Here is a 22,452-nt window from a genome sequence, read left to right as displayed (position 1 = left end):
CCGGTGGTTCAAGGGGTGTCGCCTGCGTCAGGCCGGCGCTGCTGCAATTCGTCGGCCACCGGCAGGCAGGCGCCGAGCCGATAGAGATTCCAGTAGTGCCCTTCCAGGGTACGGTTGACCAGCAGCGTGCCGGAGGCCGGTTGCAGGCTGCCGAGGGCGGACATCAGCAGCGGCGCCTGTTCGATGAGCTGCTGATGCAGGGCCGTGGCCTGGAAATCCCAGCAGGCGCCCGGTTGCACCAGCGGATGCATCAAGGCGTGGATGCGCCGGTACAGGTCGTGGGGTGGCGGACTTCCCGGCTGACGCCCACCGAGTGCCTGGAACGCCGCTTCCAGATCGCTGCTGACGGGGCCGCGCAGGGCGTCGTGCACCTGCAGGTAGCCCTTGATCAGCGCGGGGCGCAGCGGCAGTACACTGCCGAAGTCATAGACCACCAGGTCGCCAGCGTCGGTCCAGGCGAAATTGCCGGGATGCGGATCGGTGTGCAGCAGGCGAAGGCCGAAGGCCTGTTCACACAACCAGGCGACCAGGGTCTCGGCCAGGCGCTGGCGTAGCGCCTGTGGTGCCCGGGCCACCTCGGCGAAACCATGCCCGCGAACCTCCTCCAGCACCAGCACGCCAGGCCGGCACAGTTCGGGCACCGCACGCGGAATGCGCAAGCCGGGCCATCCGGCGAAGTGGTCGGCGAAACGCTGCAGATTTTCACGCTCTGCCCCGTAGTCCAGTTCCTGCTCGATGCTGCGCTGCAGCTCGGTGTACAACGCTTCAAGGCGTGAGGCTGGCGTACCCAGCAGGCGTCCGAGGGGCATCAACCGGCGCAGCTGGCGCAGGTCGGCGGCACAGATCGCGGCGATGCCGGGGTACTGCACCTTGATGACCAGCGCTCGGCCCTGGGTATCCCGTGCGCGGTGCACCTGTCCCAGCGAGGCCGCGCCGGCCGGCTGCGGCTCGATGACCGAAAAGTGCCGGCCCAGTTCGCCGTCATAGCGCTGTTGCAGGTGCGCCTCCAGGGCATGGAAGGGCAGCGCCGGCACCTGATTCTGCAACCGTCGCAGCGCCTGGCTGATCGGCTCCGGCAGCACATCCTGCCACTGCGAGGCTTGCTGGCCGAGCTTCAACACCGGCCCCTTCATCTGGCCCAGGGTCTCGCCCAGCAGGTCGCCCACCGGTTGCCAGTCCATGCGTGCCCGTCCTGGCGTCAATCGCTGCAGGGCCAGGTTGCCGGCGATGCGGGCGCCGGTGCCGCCAAGCCGGAGGAAACGGCCCAGGGCGGAAGGCGAGGGTGGCAGGATGGGTTTCATCGACGTTCTCCGGCGCATGCGGATCTCATGATGGGGCAAGTGCCAGGCCCAGGCCAGGCCGTCTGGCCCGGCCCGCGCCGAGCGGCTGTCACGCAAGTGAAACCTGACCGTAGTGAAATGCGCGCGTCGCCAGATCTGGCTTCTCCGTTGTCTGTGAGACCTCCATGACCATTACCGAGCAGTTGGGTACGCTGCGACAGATTCTTGCCCGAAACGAGATCAGCACGCTTTTCCAGCCGATCCTTTCGCTCTCGGGGCACAAGGTGCTTGGGCACGAGGCGCTGTCCCGAGGGCCGTCCAACAGTGCGTTGCACTCCCCGATCACCCTGTTCGGCGCTGCGCGTCACAGTGGCCATCTGGGTGAACTGGAACTGGCCTGTCGGCGCAGCGCCTGCCAAGCGTTTCGCGACCGTGGGTTCGCCGGCAAGCTGTTTCTCAACGTCTCCCCGGATTCGCTGTTGGCGCCGGATCATCGCCCTGGCCGTACCCTGGAGTTGCTCGAGGCCTATGGCATCGCCCCTGGGACGGTGGTCATCGAGCTGACCGAACAGACGCCCACTGATGATTTCAGCCTGCTCGACCGGGCTCTTCACCATTACCGGCAGATGGGATTTTCCATCGCACTGGATGACCTGGGCGCGGGCTATTCGAGCCTGCGCCTGTGGTCCGAGCTGCGGCCGGACTACGTCAAGATCGACCGCTATTTCATCGACGGCCTTCAGCGTGACGCTCTCAAACGGGAGTTCGTGGAATCCATCCTGAAGATCGCCTGGGCCTCGAAGGCGCAGGTGATCGCCGAAGGCATCGAGCAGCCCGAGGAACTGGCCGTCCTGAAGGAGATGGGCGTCGACCTGGTACAAGGCTATCTCCTCGGGCGTCCCCAGGAGCAGCCCGCCGTCCTGCCAAAAGAGTTGCCGCGCGGTTTCCAGGCTGATGAGAAGGACACGAGCGGCATCGAGATCGCCGTGCACAGTCCCATTGCCGAGGTGCTCGAGCACTTTCGTCGTGATCCACGGGTCGACTCGATCACTATCGTCGATGGCGCCCGCCAGCCGCTCGGGATTGTCCGGCGCTGGGACCTCTGGCCTCGATAAGCGCGTCATTAAACTGTCATCGGGCTGCCCTAGATTGCCGCCTTCCTTTGCCAAGCGAGGCGAATCATGCGCCTGAAGTCGCTCACTACCTGTACGACCTTTCTTTTGCTCGCCGTTTGCCTGGCGCTCGGGGCCACTCTCTGGTGGTCCGAGCGAGCGCTGGCGCAGCCCTACCTCCTGATGACACGTTACCTGGCGCTGTCCCAGCTGTTCCAGCAGCGGGTCGCCACCGACGTCCAGGTTTATCTCGAAACCGGCGATGCGCTGCGTCACAGCCAGGCCATGCGGGCTCTTGACGAACTGACCGGGGAACTCGACGCCCTGCCGCCACCCTTTGCCGCGCCGCTGCAACCGAGCCTGGTCGACCTGCGCCGTTTCGCCGGCGAAGACCTGCTGGCCGCGGGCAAGCTGGCAGGAGATCCGCAGGGCCTGCTGGTTCAGGCCGAGCGGGAGTTGGCGGCGGTACTGGCGAGCCTGCAGGCCTATGCTCGCGAAGGGCAGGGCGAGGCGTATCTGTCGCCCTTGCTTGGCGCCGCGCTGGATCTCAAGCAATTGAGCCAGGCTCGCGAGCGGCTGATGGCAACGCGTCGGGACGAGCCCCTGGCCGATGCGCAAAAGGCCCTGACCTCGCTGGAGCGCCAGGCACGAGAGATCCAGGCGCTGCCGCTGCTGGGTGTGGTCGAGCGCAGAGCAGGCGCCGGCAACGGCTTCGCTGCTTTGCTCGGTCTGGCCGACAACGCGGCCAGCGAACGAGCTGAAGACCGCGGTGTGGCGCTGAAGCGGGAGTTGGCCGGATTGATCCAGCGCTATCCGATGGAACTGGAGCGCACCCGCCAGCTGATCGGCCAGCGGGTGGCCCTGAGCGAGGACAGCAACCGGCGCATCGTCGGGCTGCAGCAGGCTCTCGACGGCTTGAGGCCACTGGTGAATGCCGAGCACGGGCGTATCCAGGCGGAGGTGCGCTGGATCCAGGGGATGATCATCTTCTGCATTCTTGCCATTGCACTGCTGGTGGACCGTTTGCAGCGTCGCCTCAGCGCGGTCCTCGCGGCCCTGGTTCCGGCGCTGTCGGCCTGGGGGCAGGGTGATTTCAGCCGGCAATTGTCGCTCGATTCGAAAATCCCTGAAATCGTCGCCATGGAGCAATCGCTGAGTCGTTTGCGCAACTACCTGGCTGATCTCATCGACGCCCTGCGTGTCCAGGCCGACCAGGTGGCGGTGAGCAGCCAGGATCTGTCGCGGATCAGCCATCACCTGCACGACGGAGCGCGCCATCAGGCCAGCGAGACGGCACAGATCCGCGATTCCCTGGCCCAACTGGAGAGCACCATTGCCGAAGTGGCTGCGGGCGCCGACGAGGCTGCGCTGGCCGGTCGCGCCGCGGCGCGCGCGGTCGACCAGGGGCAGCGTGTCATCGGCCAGAGCCTGGGCGGGTTGCGCAGCCTGGTGGGCGAGGTGCAGCTCAACGCGCATGCCATCGAACGCCTGGCCGATGAGACCAGCACCATCGGTGGCGTGCTGACCGTGATTCGCTCGATCGCCGAGCAGACCAACCTGCTGGCGTTGAACGCCGCCATCGAAGCCGCCCGAGCGGGCAGCCAGGGTCGAGGCTTCGCCGTGGTGGCCGAGGAAGTACGCTCACTGGCCCAGCGCACCGGCGGCGCGACGGAGGAGATCCAGCAGCTGATTGCGCGCCTGCAACTTGCCGCCCGGCAATCGGTGGAGGCGATGCAGGCCCAGGTGGAGCATGCAGAAACCACCGCCGCCCAGGCTGGATCGGCGGAAGCGGCGATGGCCGAGATCGTCGCAGCGATCGACACCATCGGCAGCATGGCCGAGCGCATCGCCCATACCACTTCCCAGCAGCATCTGACCGTCAGTGAAGTCCGCAGCCACAGTGAGCGCATTTTCGAGCTCGGCGACAGCAACCTCGGCCATATCGACCAGAGTCGAGCCCAGAGCGAACAACTCTCGCGGCTGGGCCGGGACCTGGATAGTGCGGTGAAGGCGATATCTGCCTAGTGCCTGGTGCCTGGTGCCTGGTGCCTGGTGCGTGAGCCTTTGTCTGGTTGCGCTGCAGGCGGTCAGCAACGTCGATCAGGCAGTGTGATTCCTGTAATCCGCTGCAACATTTTTCAAGCGCAGCCGGAACTCCGTTTCGTTGCCATCACTCTTTAGCAGAGCGTGATGGCAATCACGCATCAAATGGCCTGCTCGTGCCCGTGGAGCCCTCCCTCCCTGCGAGCAGCTTTACCGTCTGTCAGGTCTGGTAGGCAGGCGAATTCGAGAATTTGACGAGCGTGTCTATGGAACAGATATATGCCGTGGTCCTGTCGTACAAGCGAAAAGACCTTCTTCAACGCTGCCTGGAAGCCATCGCTGCGCAGACTCGTCGCTGCGACGGCATCATAGTGGTCGACAATGCCAGCGGCGAAGAGGTCGAACGGATGTTGATGCAGCTCGACATCCCGGACCTGGAGGTTTACGTTGCGTCCCGCAACATCGGCGCCTCCGGTGGGTTCAGTGCGGGTTTTCGCCTCGCCTACCAGCGCGGCGCGGATTTCGTATGGATGATGGATGACGATGTCATTCCCAAGCCCGATGCCCTCGAAGAGCTCCTGCAGGCCGACCGCAAACTGGCCGAGCTCGGCAAGCCGCGTGCCTTTCTGTTGTCCACTGCCTATAGCGGTGACGGTGAGCTCACCAATGTGCCGCTGGTGGATACTCGAACCAATAGCATCGGCTATCAGTACTGGCCGCAACTGGTAGAGCACGGCATGGTGCCGGTCCGCGAAGCTACCTTCGTTTCGATCCTGGTTCCGCGCGCCGCTCTTGCGCAACATGGTCTGCCCATCGCCTCGATGTTCATCTGGGCAGAAGACACCGAATTTACCTTGCGCATCACCCAGGACATACCGGGCTATCTGGTGTCGGCGAGCAAGGTGTTGCACCTGCGCCGCGTTGCCGGTGCGCCCGATCTGCTGCGTGAGCAGGACCCTTTCCGCGCCTCGCTGCATCGCCATTTCGTACGCAATCAGGTCTTCGTGTTTCGCAAGTTCTTCAAGAAGACCCGGTTGCTGGCCATGCTCCTGGCGCGCTTGCGGCAGCTTGCAATCCTGCTTCGGCTGGGGCAGTTCGCCAAGGCCACTTTCGTGATGCGGGGGCTGATGGAGAGCCTCACCTTCAAGCCGGAGGTGGAAAGCGCCGACGCCCCGCTCGAGGCGCTGGGGGGCGGGTTTCGCCGGCTGGAGCGGCTGCCGCTGAGCCTGGAACAGAAGACCTTCATGCCGGAGCCTGGCGTGATGCCGGCCGCCTAGATGGCCGCCCTTGGAATTGCAGGCCCTCCAAGGTGTGAGGGTACTCTTGGGCAAAGCCGACGCGTGCGAAAAGGTTACGTACGAAAAGTTGTCAGGTCGACGGTGGCGACCTCGCCTCGCTAGGGTAGAGCCCGAATGCACCGCGAGGAGGCCACCGTCATGCCTGTCACCTTTACCCTGTTCGACAATGCGCCAGCGCTGCTGGGCCTGGGGCTGTTGATGCTGTTGCTGGCGCGGGTCGCCTATGGCCCGGGCGACTGAAGCTCAGGCGTAGAGCCAGCTTTTCAGGCTGTCCAGGTTGGCGACCACCAGTTGCTGGGCTTCGGGCTTGACCTGGATGATCTTCGGGTCGATCTGGAAACGCTGTAACACGTACTGCACCAGGGCCCCGCGGCTGGCCACCGCCAGCTGGCCGTCGCGCATGCCGAAGTCGGTCTCGATAATTGCCTTCTGGGCCTCGCTGAGGCGGGGATCGGGCCTGAAGATGACCTCGACTTCAGTCGTCCAGCCGGGGTCGGCTTCACGCTTGTTCAAACTTTCGTCAAGCACGTCCGGCAGCCCGCGAAAGCGGCTGAGGACGAAATCCCGATAATCCCGATTCTTTTCGCAATAGCCGCGGACGTGCCAACGCATGCCCGTGTAGACCAGCGTGTGCGGTGCAATCAGACGAACCTCAGGCTCGGGGTTGGCCAGCGACACGTATTCGCTCTCGAGGCGCAGGCCGTTCCGGCATGCGCGCAGCAGCGGCCGCAGGGTTTCCGGGCGCACCGAGCGGTCCGGCACCTGCAGTACCTCGGTATGGGCGTAGGCCAGCGCCAGCCCTTCGATATGCGGGGCGCGCTCGTGATTCTGGTTGAGCAGATGAAGATAGGCGCTGGCGCTGTCATCGATGAACAGCGGCGCGAACTTCTCGGTGGGGACGTAGCCCTTGAGGTGCCGGTCGTACCTGAGGTTATTCGGTGCGTGAAGATCGATGTAGGTGTTGATGTCCTTTGACGCCTGCTGGCGGCTGATACCGAAGCTCTGCATCAGGTGGTGGGTGGTCAGCCGACCTTCCCACCAGACCACCGTCTCGATCAGCCGATAGCGCAATGCCAGATCCCAGCGGACATGGGCAATGGATGCATTCCTTTTCATGCGACACCTATCTGCTCGAAAACTTTACCTGTACAAGTCAACACTGTAGACCTGTCTTCAAACGCTACATATCGTGATAGTAGCAAACAAACACGGACGGCAGTCGTCCGAAGGAGAAGTGATGACAGATCTGGATATGTCTTGGGCTCTGGTCGGTGGCGGCATGCTACTGGTGGTACTCCTGGCGTTTGGCCTGCTGCTGCAGGCGCTGCGCCTGCGCGACAATCACAGGTTGCTTGATGCCGCTCGCCAGCAGATCGAGCAGTTCCAGAGCCAGGCGCGTGAGCAGGCCGAGGAGAGTCGCGAGCTGCATGCGGCGCTGCGTGCCGAGAAGGCGCACGTGGAGCAGTTGCAGCGGCAGCTGGATTATACCCAGGAGGAACTGCTGCAGCAGAGGGAGCTGGCCCAGCATAACCAGCAGCATTTGATGGACAGCCGCGGCACGGCCGAGGCGGCCAAGGCCCGATCATTGCAGATGGAACGCCAGCAGGCTGAACTGCGTGAAAACTTCGACAAGCTCCAGGCGAGCCACGAGGAGTTGCTGCGCAGCTACGCGACCCTGGGCCGCGAGCATGCCACCCTGCGCAGCACCCTGGAGCAGAGGGAGCAGCACTTTGGTGAGCAGCAGCAGTTGCTCAAGGAAAGCCGCGAGCAGCTCAAGCTGGAGTTCCAGCAACTGGCCGGGCAGATCTTCGAGGCCAAGGGGCTGGCGTTCTCACAGCACAGCCAGCAATCGCTGGATGCCCTGCTCAAGCCGTTTCGCGAGCAGATCGAGGGCTTTCGTCACAGGGTCGAGGACATCCACCACCGTGATGTCCAGCAGCAGTCGGCGCTGCTGCAGGAACTGTCGCACCTCAAGGCGCTGAACCTGCAGATCACCCAGGAAGCCCACGAACTGGCGACGGCGCTGAAAGGCCAGAAGAAGACCCAGGGCAACTGGGGCGAGCTGATTCTCGAGAACGTGCTGGAGCGTTCCGGTCTGGTACGCGGCCGGGATTTCCAGCGCGAAGTCAGCTTCAACGCCGAGGAAGGCCGCCGGCGGCCGGATGCCATCGTCTATCTGCCACAGGGCAAGCATTTGATCATCGACGCCAAGGTGTCGCTCAATGCCTACACGCGCTACATCAATGCCGAGGACGAGGGCGAGCGTCGTGTGGCTCTGAATGAGCATGTCACGGCCGTTTCCCAGCGTATCCGGGAACTCGCCGATCGCAATTACTGGGAGCTTCCGGGGCTCAACGCTCCGGAAATGGTGTTCATGTTCGTGCCTATCGAGTCGGCCTTTGTCGAGGCGCTCAAGGCCGACGAGAGTCTGTTCCAGAAAGCCATCGAGCAGAACGTGCTGGTGGCCACGCCCACCACGCTGCTGACCAGCCTGAACATCGTGCGGCAACTGTGGCGCTTCGAGGACCAGAACAAGCACTCCGCGGAACTGGCCGAGCGCGCGAGCAAGGTTTACGACAAGTTGCGCACCTTTCTTGGCAGCATGGACGGGGTCGGCAAGAGCCTCGATCGGGCTCAGGAGGCCTACAAGCGAGCCTGCGACCAGCTCATGCATGGCAAGGGCAACCTGGTCAAACAGGTCAATGACTTCCGTCAGCTTGGCGTCGCGGTGAAAAGCGAGATAGGCGAGGAATGGGCCGAGCGGGCCGATCTGGAGCTCGGCCTGGTGGCTCCGCTGGATGCGGAGCAGGGTTGAGCGAGGTCGCTCTAGGCGAAGCGGCCTTCGAGGTTGCGCCGCGATTCGCGCTGCAGCTGGTTGACGTAGCGTTCCAGCTGGCGCTGCTGGACGCCGCTGATCCGGTGGAAGCGCAGCCCGCAACGAGTGTTGTCGTACTGCTCGTCATATTTGGCGTGGCGCAGTTCCACCGCGGTCTCGATGGTGCCGAAGGGCAGCCTGGCCACCAATCGCTCGTAGAGCGCCCCGGCCTTGAGTCGTTCGTGCCACTGGCCGGGGATCTGCAGCTTGCAGCCGGTGGCGGAGATGTCCAGCAGGTTGCCATCCAGCGCGATGTGCTGGGAAGCGTCCTCCAGGCGGGCTGACACCTTCTGGCCCAGCAGCGACGCACGATAGGCGTTGCGCCGCTGATGATAGCTGAGTTCGGTGGGGATCAGCACCCAATGGCAGGGCATCTCGTCCAGCTCGCCCTGCTCGGCGGGTTCACGGTTGGTCCAGGCCATGCGCGCGCCTTCGTAAAAGCCTTCGATATCGAACGGCTCGCCGCTGCGCATGTAGCGCTCGCCATCACTGGGCATGATTTCATCCAGGGCCAGGTAACCGCTATCGCGGTCGACCTCGACCAGATAGCTCTGGTAGCGTGACCCGCGGTCATGGAAGCGGATCACCAAGGGAATGTGGTTCATCTGCAACGGACGCAGGTTCGCCAGGATTTCCAATGGCGCGGTCAGGGTCTTTGGTGGCTGAGGGCCATCATCCGCGGCGAAGGGATTGGGCACTTCCAGGTTGCTCCAGGCGAAATTACGGCCGCCATGATAGTGGCAAAATGCCTTCGCGTGCTCGCATCTCAGGCCTGGCTCAGAGGGCGTTGATGGCTGACCCGGGCGGTGCTGCCACGGCTGTCATACAGATTCGGCGTATCGGCCTGACCGCGGAGGATGCCGAGCATGCTGCCGATGGCGGCCTGGTTGGAGCGAATCAGCCGACCGTTGCGCTCGTTGACCGCTCGGCAGCCTTCCAGCAGCTCACCAAGCTCGTCAGCAGCGGAAAGGATCTGCGCCTGCTCGTCGCTACCCTGAGTGAGATTCACCAGGCCTTGCCGATCCATGTCCAGGCGGTTGGCCCTGAGCAGGGTGGCCCGCTCGCTGCCATGCTGGCTCAACTGGACGATGAGAGGCTGCTTTTGCGCCAGGACTTCTTCGAGACGCGGCAGGTCGCGGCGGCTGAGCGCCTCCAGCTCTGTTTCCGCCAGTGCCAGCAGCTGTCGGGCCAGGCCGATGTCATCGGTGAGTTGCTGCAGTAGGGCGGTTGCGAGCATGACGGGGTCCAGGAAAGAGCGCGCCTTAGCGCGATGATTCGAAGGAAAGCAGCTTGGCGGCCAATCGCTGTTCGTCGACTTGGTAGCTGCCATCGGCGATGGCTTGCTTGATGCGCGCCACACGCTCCTGGTCCACTTCCGGCAGGTCGCGCAATTTCTCGCGGGCCTGTTGCAGCTGCTGCGCTTCTTCGCTGAGCTTGACCGGTTCGCCTGTGGCCGGCGAGGTGGCCGGCCGCGATACTTCGTTCTGCGGGGCAGCCTTGTCGGTTCGCTCGCCGCCCTGGGCAGCGCCGCTGCGACCGACACTGGTCGAGCTGGCGTTGTTGGGCCGGTTGAAGTCGATGACCATGTGGAAAACCTCGGGATTCTGTATCGGTATGCCCGTCTATCGGCGCGCGTCAGGTTAACTTTAACCTTTTTTCCGCCGCGCCCGTCGAGCAGGTCACATATTGACCTCTACCTGACCGGGTCCCGTCACCCGGGCCCTGACCACCCGTCCGGAACCCAGGTTCTTCACCCGGATCTGCTGGCCTGGCGCGCCGTCCATCAGCGCCTCGCCCGGCATGCGTACCGATATGCCGCCAGTGCTGGCGGAAATCATCACCTGGTCGCCGCGTCGCACGGCCTCGGCCTGTTGCAGGAACGAGGGCGCCAACACCTGATCGACGATGACTGCGCGGGTCAGCTTGTTGCCTAGCGCCTGGTCCAGCTGGGTGAGATAACCCTGGCTGAGCTGGCCCACGTCGCGCTCGGCGAGCGAGAGATCTGCCGCCGATAATACCACCAGGCGTTGCAGGGGCCTATTGGCGACCACCACCTCGCGAAACAACCGGACCTGGCCCGGCACGAAAACCGTCCAGGGTCGCGATCCCTCGCACTGCACCCGTACGGTCACCCGCCCGATAGGTTGCGCCGGGCTTTCCAGGCGGGCGATCAGCGGACTATCACAGGCCACCAGGCGCAGGCGAGGGTCGAGACGATTCACTTCGACCAGTGAACGTCCTTCGATGCCGCCGCGCTGGAGGTGTTCGTCGACCGCTGCCTCAAGAAACTGCTGGGTGACGTCGATAAGTTGCTCGGGGAGCGTCGCCGCCTGGGCTGCAAGCAAGTGGCCCCAGGCCCAGAAAGCGGGTAAAAAGGCGCGAATGAGCCAAGGCTTCTTGAAGCGTCGAAAAACTGTCGGCGTGATGTTCATACACACAGACGAAGCAAGGGGCATGCCGTAGGCAGCGCCAGGCGAAACAGAGGTGACAGGCATGGCCGGAATTATGGATTCGGTGAACCAGCGGACCCAGCTCGTGGGGCAGAACCGGCTGGAGTTGTTGCTGTTTCGCCTGGACGGCGGCCAGCTCTATGGAATCAACGTATTCAAGGTCAAGGAGGTCCTGCAGTGCCCGCGGCTGACGGTGATGCCAAGGTCGAACCCGGTGGTCCGGGGCGTTGCCAGCCTGCGCGGCGGCACCCTGCCGATTATCGATCTGTCCATGGCCACCGGCAGAACGCCACTGGAGCGGTTGGAAAACAGCTTTGCCATCATCACTGAATACAACAATCGGGTGCTTGGCTTCCTGGTCCGCTCGGTCGAGCGCATCGTCAACATGAACTGGGAGGAGATCCTGCCTCCGCCCAGGGGCACCGGGCGTGACCACTATCTCACCGCCGTGACCCGGGTGGACGGCCAATTGGTGGAGATTCTCGACGTCGAGAAGGTCCTGGCCGAAGTGGCGCCTGTCTCGGAAAAGCTATCGGACAAGATGATGGAGCAGGGCGCCGTGACCCAGGACAGTCCGGTGCGGGTGCTGATCTGCGACGATTCTTCGGTGGCGCGAAGGCAGGTGGGCCGTTGCCTGGAGGCGCTCGGCATCGAGGTCACAGCGCTCAATGATGGCCGCCAGACGCTGACCTACCTGAAGAAGATGGTTTCCGAAGGGCATCGCCCCGGCGATGAGTTCCTCATGCTCATCTCCGATATCGAAATGCCGGAAATGGACGGCTACACCCTCACCACGGAAATCCGCCAGGATCCGCGCATGCAAGACATGCACATCCTCCTGCATACTTCCCTGTCGGGCGTGTTCAACCAGGCCATGGTCAAGCGCGTCGGCGCCGATGACTTTCTCGCCAAGTTCCAGGCTGAGGAGTTGGCGGGACGGGTGATGGAGCGGATCAAGCACGCCGATGCGTCGCGTTGAGCGAGCACAGACGTACACAACAGAACGGGGGCGGAGTGATCAACGACGTGTCGGGCAATCCTGATTTCGAGCAGTTTCGCGTGTTTCTGGAAAAGACCAGCGGCATCCAGCTGGGCGCCAACAAGCAGTACCTGGTTTCGAGTCGACTGAACAAGCTCATGGAACAGCAGGGCATCAAGAGTCTGAGCGAGCTGGTCTCGCGGATCCAGTCTCAGCCCCGTGGCGGCTTGCGCGAGCAGGTGGTCGACGCCATGACCACCAACGAGACGCTCTGGTTTCGCGATACCTACCCCTACGAGGTGCTCAAGCAGCGGATCCTGCCCGAGCTGATCAAGGCGGCGCCCGGGCAGCGCCTGCGGGTCTGGTCGTCGGCCTGCTCGTCGGGCCAGGAGCCCTATTCGCTGGCCATGGCCTTCGACGAGTTCGAGCGCAGCAACCCCGGCCAGCTGCGCGCCGGTGTGCAGATTCTGGCGACTGAACTGTCCGGCACCATGCTGGCCGCCTCCAAGGCCGCCGAGTACGACAGCCTGGCGATTGCACGTGGACTGTCCCAGGAGCGCCTGCAGCGCTACTTCGATGTCAAGGAGCCGGGCCGCTGGGTGGTCAAGCAGCCGATTCGCAGCAAGGTGGAGTTTCGTCCTCTGAACCTGCTGGACAGCTACGCCGCGCTCGGCAAGTTCGACATCGTCTTCTGCCGCAACGTGCTCATCTACTTCTCCGCCGAGGTGAAAAAGGACATCCTGCGGCGGATCCACGGCACCCTCAAGCCGGGCGGCTATCTGTTTCTCGGCGCCTCCGAGGCGCTCAACGGCCTGCCGGAGCTGTACCAGATGGTCCAGTGCACCCCCGGGATCGTCTACAAGGCCAAGTAGCCCTGCCGCAGGTCTGACCCGTCACGCTCCGGGTCAGCTGCGGACCCACTTCATCCGTGCCCAGCCACTCAGGGCATCGACCCCGAGCACCAGCACCAGCATCGCCAGGATCACCGTGGCTGCCTGGGCTTCCTGGAACAGGCTGAGGCTGATATAGAGCATCTGCCCCAGCCCCCCTGCACCGACAAAGCCCAGCACTGCGGCCATGCGGATGTTGTTTTCCCAGCGATACAGGGTATAGGCCACCAGCTGGGGCCAGAGTCCCGGCAGGGTTCCGTAGCAGAAGGCGGCGATGCGGCCGCTGCCCGCCAGGCGCAGGGCCTCGGTCGGTGCGGCCGGGGTGTTTTCCAGCGCTTCGGCGAACAGCCTGCCGAGCACCCCGGCGGTGTGCAGGGCCAGCGCCAGGGTGCCGGCATTGGGTCCGAGGCCTGCCGCGAGCACCATCAGCACCGCCCAGACCAGCTCGGGAATCGCGCGCAAGGCATTGAGGATCAGCCGTGTGAGGGCCTTGGCGAGCGCGCCGAAGCGTCCGGCCGCCGGCAGCGCCAGCAGAAGGCCGAGCATCGCCGCCAGCAGTGTGCCGATGGCCGACATCGCGAGGGTTTCCAGCGTGGCCCAGGCGGTGGCGCGCAGGTGAGGGGCGGAATAGTCCGGCGACAGGAAGCCGCTGGCATAGACGCCCATCTGCTCCAGGCCGGCGCGGCTCAGCAGCAGGCCCGCTTCCAGTTCCAGAAACACGAACGAGGCCACCACCCCGAGCAGCAAGCCCAGCGGCAGAAGGTAACGCATGACCCGGTTCACGCGAACCTCTGGCGCAACAGCCGGCTCAGCGCGTCGGCGAGCAAAACCAGCAGCAGGAAGGTCAGCAGCATGCTTGCCACCTCACCACCGGCGAACATGCGCATGGACAGGTCCATCTGCTGGCCGAGCCCGCCGGCGCCGACAAAGCCCATTACCACCGACGCGCGGATCGCGCACTCCCAGCGATATACGCTGTAAGAGATCATCTCCGAGGCCGCCTGTGGCAGCACGCCATAGGCGAAGGCGGACAACCGCGACGCGCCTGCGCCGAGCAAGGCGCGTGCCGGCAGTGGGTCGACCGATTCGTAGATCTCGGCGAACACCTTGCCCAGCATGCCGGCATAGGTAATGGCGATCGCCAGCACCCCGGCGGTCGGGCCGAGACCCACCGCGCGGACGAAGAGCAGCGCCCAGACCACCTCGGGCACCGAACGCAGAATGATCAGTGAACCGCGAACTGGCCAGCGCAGCGCCTGGGCGATGGCGCTGGGGCGGCCACCGCGGATGAGCGCCGACAGCGACAGGGCACGGCTGCCCAGTAGTGACAGGGGAAACGCCAGCGCCAGGGCCAGCGCCGTGCCGGCGGTGGCAATGGCCAGGGTTTCCAGCGTCGCCCGCCAGAGCAGGGCGAGAAACGCCGGCGCATGCTCGGGGGGCCAGAAGTCGGCCAGGAAGTGCCCCATGGGTCCGGCATGGGTGCCGTCGAAGAGCACGCCGAGATCCAGTTCGCTGAGCTGCACACCAGGCCAGAGCACGGCCAGCACCAGCAGCGTCAACATCAGGCGGGGCAGTGCCGCCGGGTCGCGAGGGGCGCTCAGCATCGGGGCAGGTTGACCGGTCGGGCCGTGCCGGAAGCGATCTCCAGCGCGCCGTCGACGAGTTGCTCGTTGGCATACAGCGCAGCCAGTTCAGCCTGGCCGAGATCGCTGCTGGGGCAGTCGAACAGGACGCGCCCGGCACGCAGGCCGATCACCCGGGGGAAATGCGCCAGTGCCAGCTCGACGGCGTGCAGGCTGGCGAGCAGGGTGATTCCTCGCCGTGCCGCTTCGCGATTGAGTACACCGAGGGTATGGTCCGCCAGGACCGGATCCATGGCCGAAACCGGCTCGTCCGCCAGGATCAGCTCGGGCGCCTGGTACAGCACCCGGGCGATCCCGACCCGCTGCAACTGGCCGCCCGACAACTGATCGCAGCGCTCGAACAGCTTGTCGGCCAGGTCCAGCCGACCCAGTGCCTCGCGTGCGCCATGACGGTCGAGCGGATAGATCAGACTGAGCAGGCTGCGCGCCAGCGACTGGCGGCCGAGGCGGCCCGCCAGGACCGCGGTCACCACGCGCTGGCGCGGCGGCAGCGGTGGCGCCTGGTGAATCAGGCCGATACGTGCGCGCAGCCGTTGACGAGCCCTGCCTGACAACGCCCAGGGGTCGGTGTCGAGCAGACGCAGCTGGCCAGCGGAGGGTTTCAGGCCGGTGGCCAGGAGCCGCAGCAGGGTGGTCTTGCCGGCGCCGGACGGGCCGATGATGGCGACCCGTTCCCCCGGAGCGATCTTGAGATTGAGGTCCTGCAGCGCGGCCTGGCCGTTGGCGTGGATCTGGTCCACGCCGGACAGGCACAATGTCACTTCAGCAGACCGGCAGCGCGTGCCGCTTCCTCGATACCTTCATAGTTTTCCGGGCGAGTCTCGATGAAGCGGCTGGCCGCCTGCAGGTCGAGAATTGCCTTGTGCTCGGGATTGGCCGGGTCGAGGTCGAGGAAGGCCTGCTTGATCCTGCCCACCAGTTCCTCGTCGAGGGTGCCGCGTACGGTCCAGTTGTAATCGTAGTAGGGCGGGGTGGTATCGATCACCCGGACCTTGTCGGCGTCGATCTTGCCTGCTTCGACCAGCTTGTCCCAGACCGAAGCGTTTAGTACGCCGCCATCGGCGCGGCCAGCCTGGACCCAGGCGGCAGTGGCGTCATGGGCACCGGAAAAGGCCACGCGGGAGAAGAAGGCCTCGGGCTCGATGCCGTCCTGCAACATGAAATAGCGGGGCATCAGGCTGCCGGAAGTGGAGGATACCGAACCAAAGGCGAAGCTCTTGCCCTTGAGGTCTTGCAGCGTCTGGACGTCCGGGTTGGCGGTGATGAACTTGCTGGTGAACTGCTCATCCTGCTCGCGCTGGACCAACGGAATGGCATTGCCGGTCTTCAGGCGCGTCTGCACGAAGGTGAAACCGCCGAGCCAGGCCAGGTCGACGCGGTCGGCGGCCAGGGCCTCGACGACGGCGGCGTAATCCGATACCGGGGTGAAACGCACGGGCATGCCCAGTTGCGCTTCCAGGTATTCGCCGAGGGGCTTGAACTTGCGGATCAGCTCGGTCGGGGCTTCGTCAGGAATCGCCGAGACCCGCAGGCTGTCCTGCGCCTGGGCGGAAAAAAAGGAAAAGGACAGGGCAAAGCCGGCCGCCAGGGCCAGGGTGCGCTTCAACATCGGGGTTCTCCGGTTCAATAGCGGAAAAAGCAGGGGGAAAGCGGCGCGCAGTATAGAGGAAAAAGGCCTTGAGACGCGCTGCCCCGGGTTACTCCGGCTAGAATCTGCTTTTGCCCTACTGAGAGATCGGTTCATGTCCAATCTGCCAACCCTCGCCTTCGCCGGTATCGGCCTGATGGGCCTGCCGATGTGTCGCCGTCTGATCGACGCGGGGTACCCGCTGCGGGTGTGGAACCGCACCCCGGAAAAATGCGCGCCGCTGCTCGAGGCCGGGGCGGTGCAGGCGGCGACCCCGGCAGAGCTCTGCCAGGGGGCCGAGCTGGTCCTGCTGTGCCTGGCCGATAGCGCCGTGGTGCGCGAGGTGGTGTTCGGTGACGACGGCATCGTCGAAGGTGCGGCCGCCGGGCAGTTGCTGGTGGATCACTCCAGCCTGGAACCCGCGGCCACCCGCGAAATGGCCGCCGCGCTGAAGGCCCGGACCGGCATGCGCTGGGTCGATGCGCCGGTGTCCGGCGGGACGGCTGGCGCCGAGGCCGGGACACTGGCGATCATGGCGGGCGGCGTGGCCGAGGATGTCGAGCGGGTCCGGCCGGTGCTTGCCCATCTTGGCCAGCGCCTGACGCACATGGGCGCGGTGGGCGCGGGGCAGGTGACCAAGGCGTGCAACCAGATGATCGTGGCCTGCAACGCCATGGTGATCGCCGAGGTCGTCGCGCTTGCCGAGCGCGCGGGGGTCGATGCCGGCCTGCTCGCGCCGGCGCTGGCCGGCGGCTTCGCCGACTCCCGGCCCTTGCAGATCCTGGCTCCGCAGATGGCGGCGAGTGAGTTCGAACCGGTCAAATGGCGGGTAAAGACGCTGCTCAAGGATCTGGATACGGCCGTAGGCCTGTCTGGCGAGCAGGGTTCGGCAACCCCGATGACCGCGCTGGCCGCGCAGCTGATGCGCCTGCATGGCAGTCAGGGTTATCTCGACAAGGACCCCTCGACGCTGGTCGAAAGCTACCGTGAGGGCCAGGCATGAAGATTGCCGCCAACCTCTCCCTGCTCTTCACCGAACTGCCTCTCGCCGAGCGAATACTGGCGGCGCGGGTGGCTGGCTTCGACGGGGTCGAGATCCAGTTTCCCTATGAGCTTCCGGCGATCAGGCTCAAGGAGCTGCTCGAACGGGCCGGGTTGCCGCTGGCGCTGATCAACCTGCCCGCCGGTGATTTCATGACTGGCGGCGCGGGGCTGGCGGCGGTGCCGCAGCGCCTGGATGAATTCGACGAAGCCCTGGAGGAAAGCCTGAGCTACGCGGCCATGGTCAGGCCGTCCAGCGTCAACGTACTGGCCGGCCGCCTCGCGGAGGGTGTCGAGCCCGAGCAGGCGATGGAAACCCTGGTGCGCAACCTGCGCCGGGCTGCCTCCGCCTTCGAGCTACTGGGCATCCGCCTGCTCTGCGAGGCGATCAACCCGCTCGACATGCCGGGCTTTCTGATCAATACGCCCGACGACCTGCTGCAATTGCTCGACCGCGTCGCCCATCCCAACCTGGCGGCGCAGCTGGATCTCTACCATATGGCGCGGCAGGGTCTGGATCCGGTGGGCTGCGTGCGTCGGCTAGGGGGAAAGATCGGCCATGTCCAGTTCGCCGACTGCCCGGGGCGGGGGACGCCAGGCAGCGGGCGGCTGGATTTCCATGCCGCGCGCTCGGCGTTGCGCGAGGTCGGCTATGACGGCTGGCTGGCGGCCGAGTACCGGCCCGGGGAGCAGGGCACCGAGAGGTCGCTGGGCTGGCTGGAGCAGTGGCGCCAGGCATAGCGCCTTGGGCGCGACGCCCCTCGCCGGGTGGGCTCAGGCGCCGCCTGGCGAGGACGTCCTAGCACGAGCGACGCCAATAGGGCGGAGCCTGCTCAGCCGGCCACCAATACCCGGATCGCTTCCAGGCGCAGGGCGGCCTTGGCCAGCATTGCCAGACCCTGGTCGCGTTGCTCGCGCAGGGTCTCGACTTCGCTGTCGCGAACGTTGGCGTTGACCGCCTGCAGCGCAGTCAGGCGGGCCAATTCCTCGTCGAGGTGTGCGCTGAGCTTGCGCCGCGCTTGTTCGACACGCTGCTCGTGGCGCGGCTTGACCTTGCCCTCGCCATTGGCGATGACCTGGGTGATGACATCGCGCTGGGCCTGGATGAACTTGTTGGCGCTCGATCTGGGTACGCTTTCGAGCTGCTCGTTCAGGGTGTTGAACGCCACCTTGGCTGCCAGGTCGTTACCGTTTCCGTCCAGCAGGCAGCGAATGGCTGCCGGCGGCAGGAAGCGGGTCAGCTGGAGCGCGCGCGGTGCCACCACTTCGCTGACAAAGAGCAGCTCCACCAGCATGGTGCCGGGCTTGAGTGCCTTGTTCTTGATCAGCGCCACGGCGGTGTTGCCCATCGAGCCGGACAGCACCAGATCCATGCCGCCCTGCACCATGGGGTGTTCCCAGGTCAGAAACTGCATGTCCTCGCGGGACAGCGCCTGCTGACGGTCGTAGGTGACCGTGACGGCCTCGTCATCACCCAGCGGGAAACTGGCGTCGAGCATCTTTTCACTGGGGCGCAGGATCAGCGCGTTATCCGAGTGATCCTCGCTGTCGATGCCGAAGGCGTTGAACAGCTCTTCCATATAGATGGGCAGTTGGTACTGGTCGTCCGCATCAAGCACGGCCTCGACCAGTCCCCGGCCCTTGTCTCCGCCGGCCGAATTCAGCTCCAGCAGACGATCACGGCCGCCGTGCAGCTCGGACTCCAGACGTGCGCGCTCGGCACTGGCCTCGGCCACCAGGGCATCGAAATCCTCCTCCCCGCGGCCATCGAGCGCGGCCAGCAGGCGCGGGCCGAAACCGTGCTGCAGGGCGCTGCCGGCCGGGCAGGTGGCCAGAAACGCATTAAGCGCTTCGTGATACCAGCGGAACAGCAGCTGTTGCGGGCCGTTTTCCAGATAGGGCACATGCAGCTGAATACGGTGCTTCTGGCCGATCCGGTCGAGGCGTCCGATGCGCTGTTCCAGCAGGTCGGGATGGGTCGGCAGGTCGAACAGCACCAGGTGGTGAGCGAACTGGAAGTTGCGTCCTTCACTGCCGATTTCCGAGCAGATCAGCACCTGGGCGCCAAAGTCCTCGTCTGCAAAGTAGGCCGCGGCGCGGTCGCGCTCGACGATGGTCATGCCTTCGTGGAACACGGTGGCGGGAATGCCCGAGCGCACCCGCAGGGCGTCCTCGAGGTCCAGCGCGGTCTCGGCGTGGGCGCAGATCACCAGCACCTTGAATTTCTTCAGCATCTTCAGCGTATCGATGAGCCATTCGACGCGCGGGTCGAACCGCCACCAGCGGTGCTCTTCGCTTGCCTCCATCTGGAAGACCATTTCCGGATAGAGCTCGGTGACGCCCTGATACTGCTCCGGCAGGGCCAGTGGGTAGGGGTGCAACTCGCGCTCGGGGAACCCCTGCACGGCATGCCGGGTGTTGCGGAACAGCAGCCGGCCGGTGCCGTGGCGATCCAGCAACTCGCGGATCAGCCGCGAGCTGGCATCGATGTCGCCATCGGTGACCGCCGCCAGCAGCGCCTCGCCCTCGGCGCCGAGGAAATCATGGATGGTCTGGTGCGCCCGGGCTGACAGACGCCCTTCGTCCAGCAGCTCCTGCACCGCCTCGGCGACGGGCTGGTAGTGAGCGCTCTCGGCGCGAAACGCTTCGAGATCATGGAAACGATGGGGGTCGAGCAGGCGCAGGCGGGCGAAGTGGCTTTCCTGACCAAGCTGCTCCGGGGTGGCGGTGAGCAGCAGAACCCCCGGAATCACCTCGGCGAACTGCTCCACCAGCCTGTACTCGGGACTGGCTCTCTCGGGGTGCCAGACCAGGTGGTGCGCTTCGTCCACCACCAGCATGTCCCAGTCGGCCGCGAACACGGCATCCTGAGCGCGCTCGTCCTCCTTGATCCAGTCCAGCGCCACCAGCGCGAGCTGGGCGTCCTCAAAGGGGTTGGACGCATCGCTGGCGGCGAAGCGCTCCTCATCGAACAGCGTGAACTGCAGGTTGAAGCGCCGGCGCATTTCCACCAGCCACTGATGCTGCAGGGTCTCGGGCACCAGGATGAGCACCCGCCGTGCGCGCCCGGACAGCAGCTGGCGGTGGATGATCAGGCCGGCCTCGATGGTCTTGCCCAGGCCCACCTCGTCGGCCAGCAACACGCGCGGGGCGGTCCGGTCGGCCACTTCGCGGGCGATGTGCAGCTGATGCGCAATGGGCTGCACCCGTGCGCCGTTGAGTCCCCACATGGGTGACTGCAGCTCACGGCTCTGGTGCTCGAGAGTGCGGTAACGCAGCGCGAACCAGTTCAGCGGGTCGATCTGCCCGGCGAACAGTCGGTCACTGGCAAGTCGGAACTGGATGAAGTTGGAGAGCTGGGTCTCCGGCATGGTGCAGGGTTCGTTCGCGGCGTTCAGGCCGTGATAGATCAGTAGCCCGTCGACGTCATCGACCTCACGCACGGTCAGCGTCCAGCCTTCGTAATGGGTGATCTCGTCACCTGGCACAAAGCGCACGCGGGTCAGGGGTGCGCTGCGCACAGCGTACTGCCGGGTTTCGCCAGTGGCGGGATACAGCACGGTGAGCAGCCGTCCATCCTGGGTGATGATGGTGCCCAGGCCGAGTTCGGCCTCGCTGTCGCTGATCCAGCGTTGCCCCGGTAGATACTGCTGCTGCGCCATTGTGCCTCCCGCCATGAAAAAAGCCGGCTATGGTAACGGAACGACGCCCGTGAGGCGACGAGGTTCCCCCGCCCATTTCGCTCCCGCTTCCGTTAAAGTGACAACAGCGCAAGGGGCGCGATCTGGAGCGCAACATGATACCCCCTATCCCCGCCAGTCTGGTCCCGGTCACCGCCCATCAGGACACGGCCAAGCCGCGCCCGGAGATTTTGCCGGTGACCCCGGTCGAGCAGAGCGCCAACGAGAGTGGCGTGGCGCTGGACAAGCGCCATCCCCAGGACATCGCCGAACGGGAGCGCCGTCGTCGGCAGGGTCGGGGTGCCGATGCCGAGCTGGCCGGAGAAGGCGAGCAAACCGCTCCTGCCGCCGAGGTAGAAGAGGGCGAGGCTACGACGCGCCTGGGCTCGCATGTGGATATCACCGTCTAGCATGCCCGCAGCCTCGCTCGCTGATGCCGAGCTGCGCTATCTGCCCTATTGGGTCGAGCCCGGCGTGGCGGATAGCTGGCTGGCCCGCTTGCTGGAGGAAACACCCTTCGAGCAGCCCCGCGTGCGGCTGTTCGGGCGCGAACATCCGGTGCCGCGACAGGTGGCCTGGTACGGCGATCCGCAGGCGCGCTACCGCTATTCGGGGCTGCTCCACCAGCCGCTTCGCTGGACCAGCTTGCTCGCCGAGATCCGTACGCTATTGCAGGCCGAAACCGGCCAGCCGTTCAACGGCGTGCTGCTCAACCTCTATCGAGACGGCAACGATGCCATGGGGTGGCACAGCGACGACGAGCCCGAACTGGGCACCGAGCCGGTCATCGCCTCGCTCAGTCTGGGCGCCCCCCGGCGGCTGGACTTTCGCCGCAAGGGTACGACCCGGATCGGTCATTCGCTGACACTCGGGCATGGCTCCCTGCTGGTCATGAGCGGGTCAACCCAGCATCATTGGCAGCATCAAATCGCCCGCGCGCGTCGAACAAGCGCGCCGCGGCTGAACCTGACCTTCCGCCTGATCGAGCCGAGTCGAGCATGAACAGCGATAGCAAGTTGATCGATTTCACCGCCGAACGTGACAAGCGCATCCATGACCTGCGCGACAAACGCCTGGACCAGATGCGCCAGGCTTTCGAGCAGGCGCTGCCGATGCCCAAGGCGACGGCAAAAACCAAAAAGAAGGGCAAGGGCAAGCCCAGGAAGCGCTGAGGCCCATCGCTGACCGCGCTTCCTCCGTCGCACTTCCTCGCTTTCTTCCCGACTTTCTGCTGCCCGCCTCCAGCTACCCCGGTTTCCTTGACCCATGTCAGTTTTCCTTCGCGACGCCGCGGTCGGGAGGGGCAGGCATTGACGCTGGTCAATTTTCTCCGGTCCCGAGCCTTTTATCTTTCGTTCACACAACGCACGCAGCGTAGATACAACGAGCCACCCGGAGGTAACGATATGTTCTTGGATAATGTTGTCATTGCCGGAGTGGCCACCGTCGGACTGACGGTCGTGTTTCTCGGTGCCGTCGCCTATTTCATCTGGCAGGACGCGAAGAAGGGTAAAAACTGAGGCGTTCCGCCAGG

22 protein-coding genes and 1 pseudogene are annotated in these 22,452 nt (G+C 65.0%); 12 read left to right on the top strand and 11 right to left on the bottom strand.

Features of this window, described 5'->3' with window-relative positions; translation table 11 throughout:
- Positions 1–8: 8 nt before the first annotated feature.
- Entirely contained in the window at positions 9–1,301 is a 1,293-nt protein-coding gene (locus ACFOMF_RS16125; RefSeq protein ID WP_386366734.1) for an ABC1 kinase family protein, read from the bottom strand.
- Between the two features lie 164 nt (positions 1,302–1,465).
- Here ACFOMF_RS16125 and ACFOMF_RS16120 point away from each other — a divergent pair.
- From ACFOMF_RS16120 to ACFOMF_RS16110, 3 genes and pseudogenes are all read left to right on the top strand, one after another.
- A pseudogene (locus ACFOMF_RS16120) lies at positions 1,466–2,195 on the top strand (EAL domain-containing protein); the annotation flags it as partial.
- Between the two features lie 266 nt (positions 2,196–2,461).
- Positions 2,462–4,417, top strand: coding sequence for a methyl-accepting chemotaxis protein (locus tag ACFOMF_RS16115; protein ID WP_386366732.1), 1,956 nt, complete (start codon positions 2,462–2,464; stop codon positions 4,415–4,417).
- A gap of 284 nt (positions 4,418–4,701) precedes the next feature.
- The gene (locus ACFOMF_RS16110) at positions 4,702–5,712 is read left to right on the top strand and encodes a glycosyltransferase family 2 protein (RefSeq protein ID WP_386366730.1); all 1,011 of its coding nucleotides are present in this window, start codon (positions 4,702–4,704) and stop codon (positions 5,710–5,712) included.
- Between the two features lie 264 nt (positions 5,713–5,976).
- On the opposite strand, the gene ACFOMF_RS16105 is transcribed toward ACFOMF_RS16110, so the two are convergent.
- A complete protein-coding gene (locus ACFOMF_RS16105; RefSeq protein ID WP_386366728.1) occupies positions 5,977–6,849 on the bottom strand; it encodes a helix-turn-helix transcriptional regulator in 873 nt (290 codons plus the stop codon).
- Positions 6,850–6,970: 121 nt separating this feature from the next.
- On the opposite strand from ACFOMF_RS16105, the gene rmuC reads away from it, so the two are divergent.
- Positions 6,971–8,548, top strand: a complete 1,578-nt coding sequence (rmuC, locus tag ACFOMF_RS16100; RefSeq protein ID WP_386366726.1) for a DNA recombination protein RmuC — start codon at positions 6,971–6,973, stop codon at positions 8,546–8,548.
- A gap of 11 nt (positions 8,549–8,559) precedes the next feature.
- Here rmuC and ACFOMF_RS16095 read toward each other — a convergent pair whose 3' ends face one another.
- The 4 genes from ACFOMF_RS16095 to flgA form a co-directional block, all read right to left on the bottom strand.
- Complete coding sequence (locus tag ACFOMF_RS16095; RefSeq protein ID WP_386366724.1) at positions 8,560–9,306, bottom strand: flagellar brake protein; 747 nt, start codon at positions 9,304–9,306, stop codon at positions 8,560–8,562.
- Positions 9,307–9,374: 68 nt separating this feature from the next.
- Entirely contained in the window at positions 9,375–9,845 is a 471-nt protein-coding gene (locus tag ACFOMF_RS16090) for a flagella synthesis protein FlgN (RefSeq protein ID WP_386366722.1), read from the bottom strand.
- A gap of 25 nt (positions 9,846–9,870) precedes the next feature.
- The gene (gene flgM, locus ACFOMF_RS16085; protein ID WP_386366720.1) at positions 9,871–10,194 is read right to left on the bottom strand and encodes a flagellar biosynthesis anti-sigma factor FlgM; all 324 of its coding nucleotides are present in this window, start codon (positions 10,192–10,194) and stop codon (positions 9,871–9,873) included.
- A gap of 93 nt (positions 10,195–10,287) precedes the next feature.
- Positions 10,288–11,040 (bottom strand): flagellar basal body P-ring formation chaperone FlgA, encoded by a 753-nt coding sequence (gene flgA / locus ACFOMF_RS16080; RefSeq protein ID WP_386366718.1) that lies wholly within the window; start codon positions 11,038–11,040, stop codon positions 10,288–10,290.
- A gap of 61 nt (positions 11,041–11,101) precedes the next feature.
- Here flgA and ACFOMF_RS16075 point away from each other — a divergent pair, with 61 nt between their 5' ends.
- Both ACFOMF_RS16075 and cheR read left to right on the top strand, forming a co-directional pair.
- Entirely contained in the window at positions 11,102–12,037 is a 936-nt protein-coding gene (locus tag ACFOMF_RS16075; RefSeq protein ID WP_386366716.1) for a chemotaxis protein CheV, read from the top strand.
- Between the two features lie 47 nt (positions 12,038–12,084).
- Positions 12,085–12,909, top strand: coding sequence for a protein-glutamate O-methyltransferase CheR (cheR, locus tag ACFOMF_RS16070; protein WP_386366869.1), 825 nt, complete (start codon positions 12,085–12,087; stop codon positions 12,907–12,909).
- 33 nt (positions 12,910–12,942) lie between these two features.
- On the opposite strand, the gene phnE (ACFOMF_RS16065) is transcribed toward cheR, so the two are convergent.
- Genes phnE (ACFOMF_RS16065) through ACFOMF_RS16050 form a run of 4 tightly spaced genes read right to left on the bottom strand, consistent with a single transcriptional unit; the run spans position 12,943 to position 16,179 of the window.
- Positions 12,943–13,698 (bottom strand): phosphonate ABC transporter, permease protein PhnE, encoded by a 756-nt coding sequence (gene phnE / locus ACFOMF_RS16065; RefSeq protein ID WP_386366714.1) that lies wholly within the window; start codon positions 13,696–13,698, stop codon positions 12,943–12,945.
- A gap of 8 nt (positions 13,699–13,706) precedes the next feature.
- A complete protein-coding gene (phnE, locus tag ACFOMF_RS16060; protein WP_386366712.1) occupies positions 13,707–14,531 on the bottom strand; it encodes a phosphonate ABC transporter, permease protein PhnE in 825 nt (274 codons plus the stop codon).
- A complete protein-coding gene (locus ACFOMF_RS16055) occupies positions 14,525–15,331 on the bottom strand; it encodes a phosphonate ABC transporter ATP-binding protein (protein WP_386366711.1) in 807 nt (268 codons plus the stop codon). Before ACFOMF_RS16055 ends, phnE (ACFOMF_RS16060) begins: the two co-directional genes overlap by 7 nt.
- Positions 15,328–16,179, bottom strand: a complete 852-nt coding sequence (locus ACFOMF_RS16050) for a putative selenate ABC transporter substrate-binding protein (RefSeq protein WP_386366709.1) — start codon at positions 16,177–16,179, stop codon at positions 15,328–15,330. The genes ACFOMF_RS16055 and ACFOMF_RS16050 overlap by 4 nt, the downstream gene beginning before the upstream one ends.
- A 133-nt stretch (positions 16,180–16,312) precedes the next feature.
- Here ACFOMF_RS16050 and ACFOMF_RS16045 point away from each other — a divergent pair, with 133 nt between their 5' ends.
- Positions 16,313–17,200, top strand: coding sequence for an NAD(P)-dependent oxidoreductase (locus ACFOMF_RS16045; RefSeq protein ID WP_386366706.1), 888 nt, complete (start codon positions 16,313–16,315; stop codon positions 17,198–17,200).
- Positions 17,197–17,979 carry a hydroxypyruvate isomerase family protein gene (locus ACFOMF_RS16040; RefSeq protein WP_386366704.1) on the top strand — a complete coding sequence of 261 codons (783 nt, stop codon included), beginning with the start codon at positions 17,197–17,199 and terminating at the stop codon, positions 17,977–17,979. The genes ACFOMF_RS16045 and ACFOMF_RS16040 overlap by 4 nt, the downstream gene beginning before the upstream one ends.
- Before the next feature lie 92 nt (positions 17,980–18,071).
- Here the strand turns inward: ACFOMF_RS16040 and rapA are convergent, their stop codons facing one another.
- A complete protein-coding gene (rapA, locus tag ACFOMF_RS16035; protein ID WP_386366702.1) occupies positions 18,072–20,900 on the bottom strand; it encodes an RNA polymerase-associated protein RapA in 2,829 nt (942 codons plus the stop codon).
- A 134-nt stretch (positions 20,901–21,034) separates the two neighbouring features.
- Here rapA and ACFOMF_RS16030 point away from each other — a divergent pair, with 134 nt between their 5' ends.
- The 4 genes from ACFOMF_RS16030 (at position 21,035) to ccoM (ending at position 22,438) form a co-directional block, all read left to right on the top strand.
- Positions 21,035–21,328, top strand: coding sequence for an aspartate-semialdehyde dehydrogenase (locus tag ACFOMF_RS16030; RefSeq protein ID WP_386366700.1), 294 nt, complete (start codon positions 21,035–21,037; stop codon positions 21,326–21,328).
- Position 21,329: 1 nt separating this feature from the next.
- The gene (locus ACFOMF_RS16025) at positions 21,330–21,920 is read left to right on the top strand and encodes an alpha-ketoglutarate-dependent dioxygenase AlkB family protein (RefSeq protein WP_386366698.1); all 591 of its coding nucleotides are present in this window, start codon (positions 21,330–21,332) and stop codon (positions 21,918–21,920) included.
- Complete coding sequence (locus tag ACFOMF_RS16020; RefSeq protein WP_386366696.1) at positions 21,917–22,090, top strand: hypothetical protein; 174 nt, start codon at positions 21,917–21,919, stop codon at positions 22,088–22,090. Before ACFOMF_RS16025 ends, ACFOMF_RS16020 begins: the two co-directional genes overlap by 4 nt.
- A gap of 234 nt (positions 22,091–22,324) precedes the next feature.
- Positions 22,325–22,438, top strand: a complete 114-nt coding sequence (gene ccoM / locus ACFOMF_RS16015; RefSeq protein WP_386366694.1) for a cytochrome c oxidase subunit CcoM — start codon at positions 22,325–22,327, stop codon at positions 22,436–22,438.
- Positions 22,439–22,452 lie beyond the last annotated feature (14 nt).

The organism is Stutzerimonas tarimensis (genome assembly GCF_042648805.1).
GTDB lineage: Bacteria > Pseudomonadota > Gammaproteobacteria > Pseudomonadales > Pseudomonadaceae > Azomonas > Azomonas tarimensis.
This window is presented reverse-complemented; position numbering and strand designations above follow the sequence as displayed.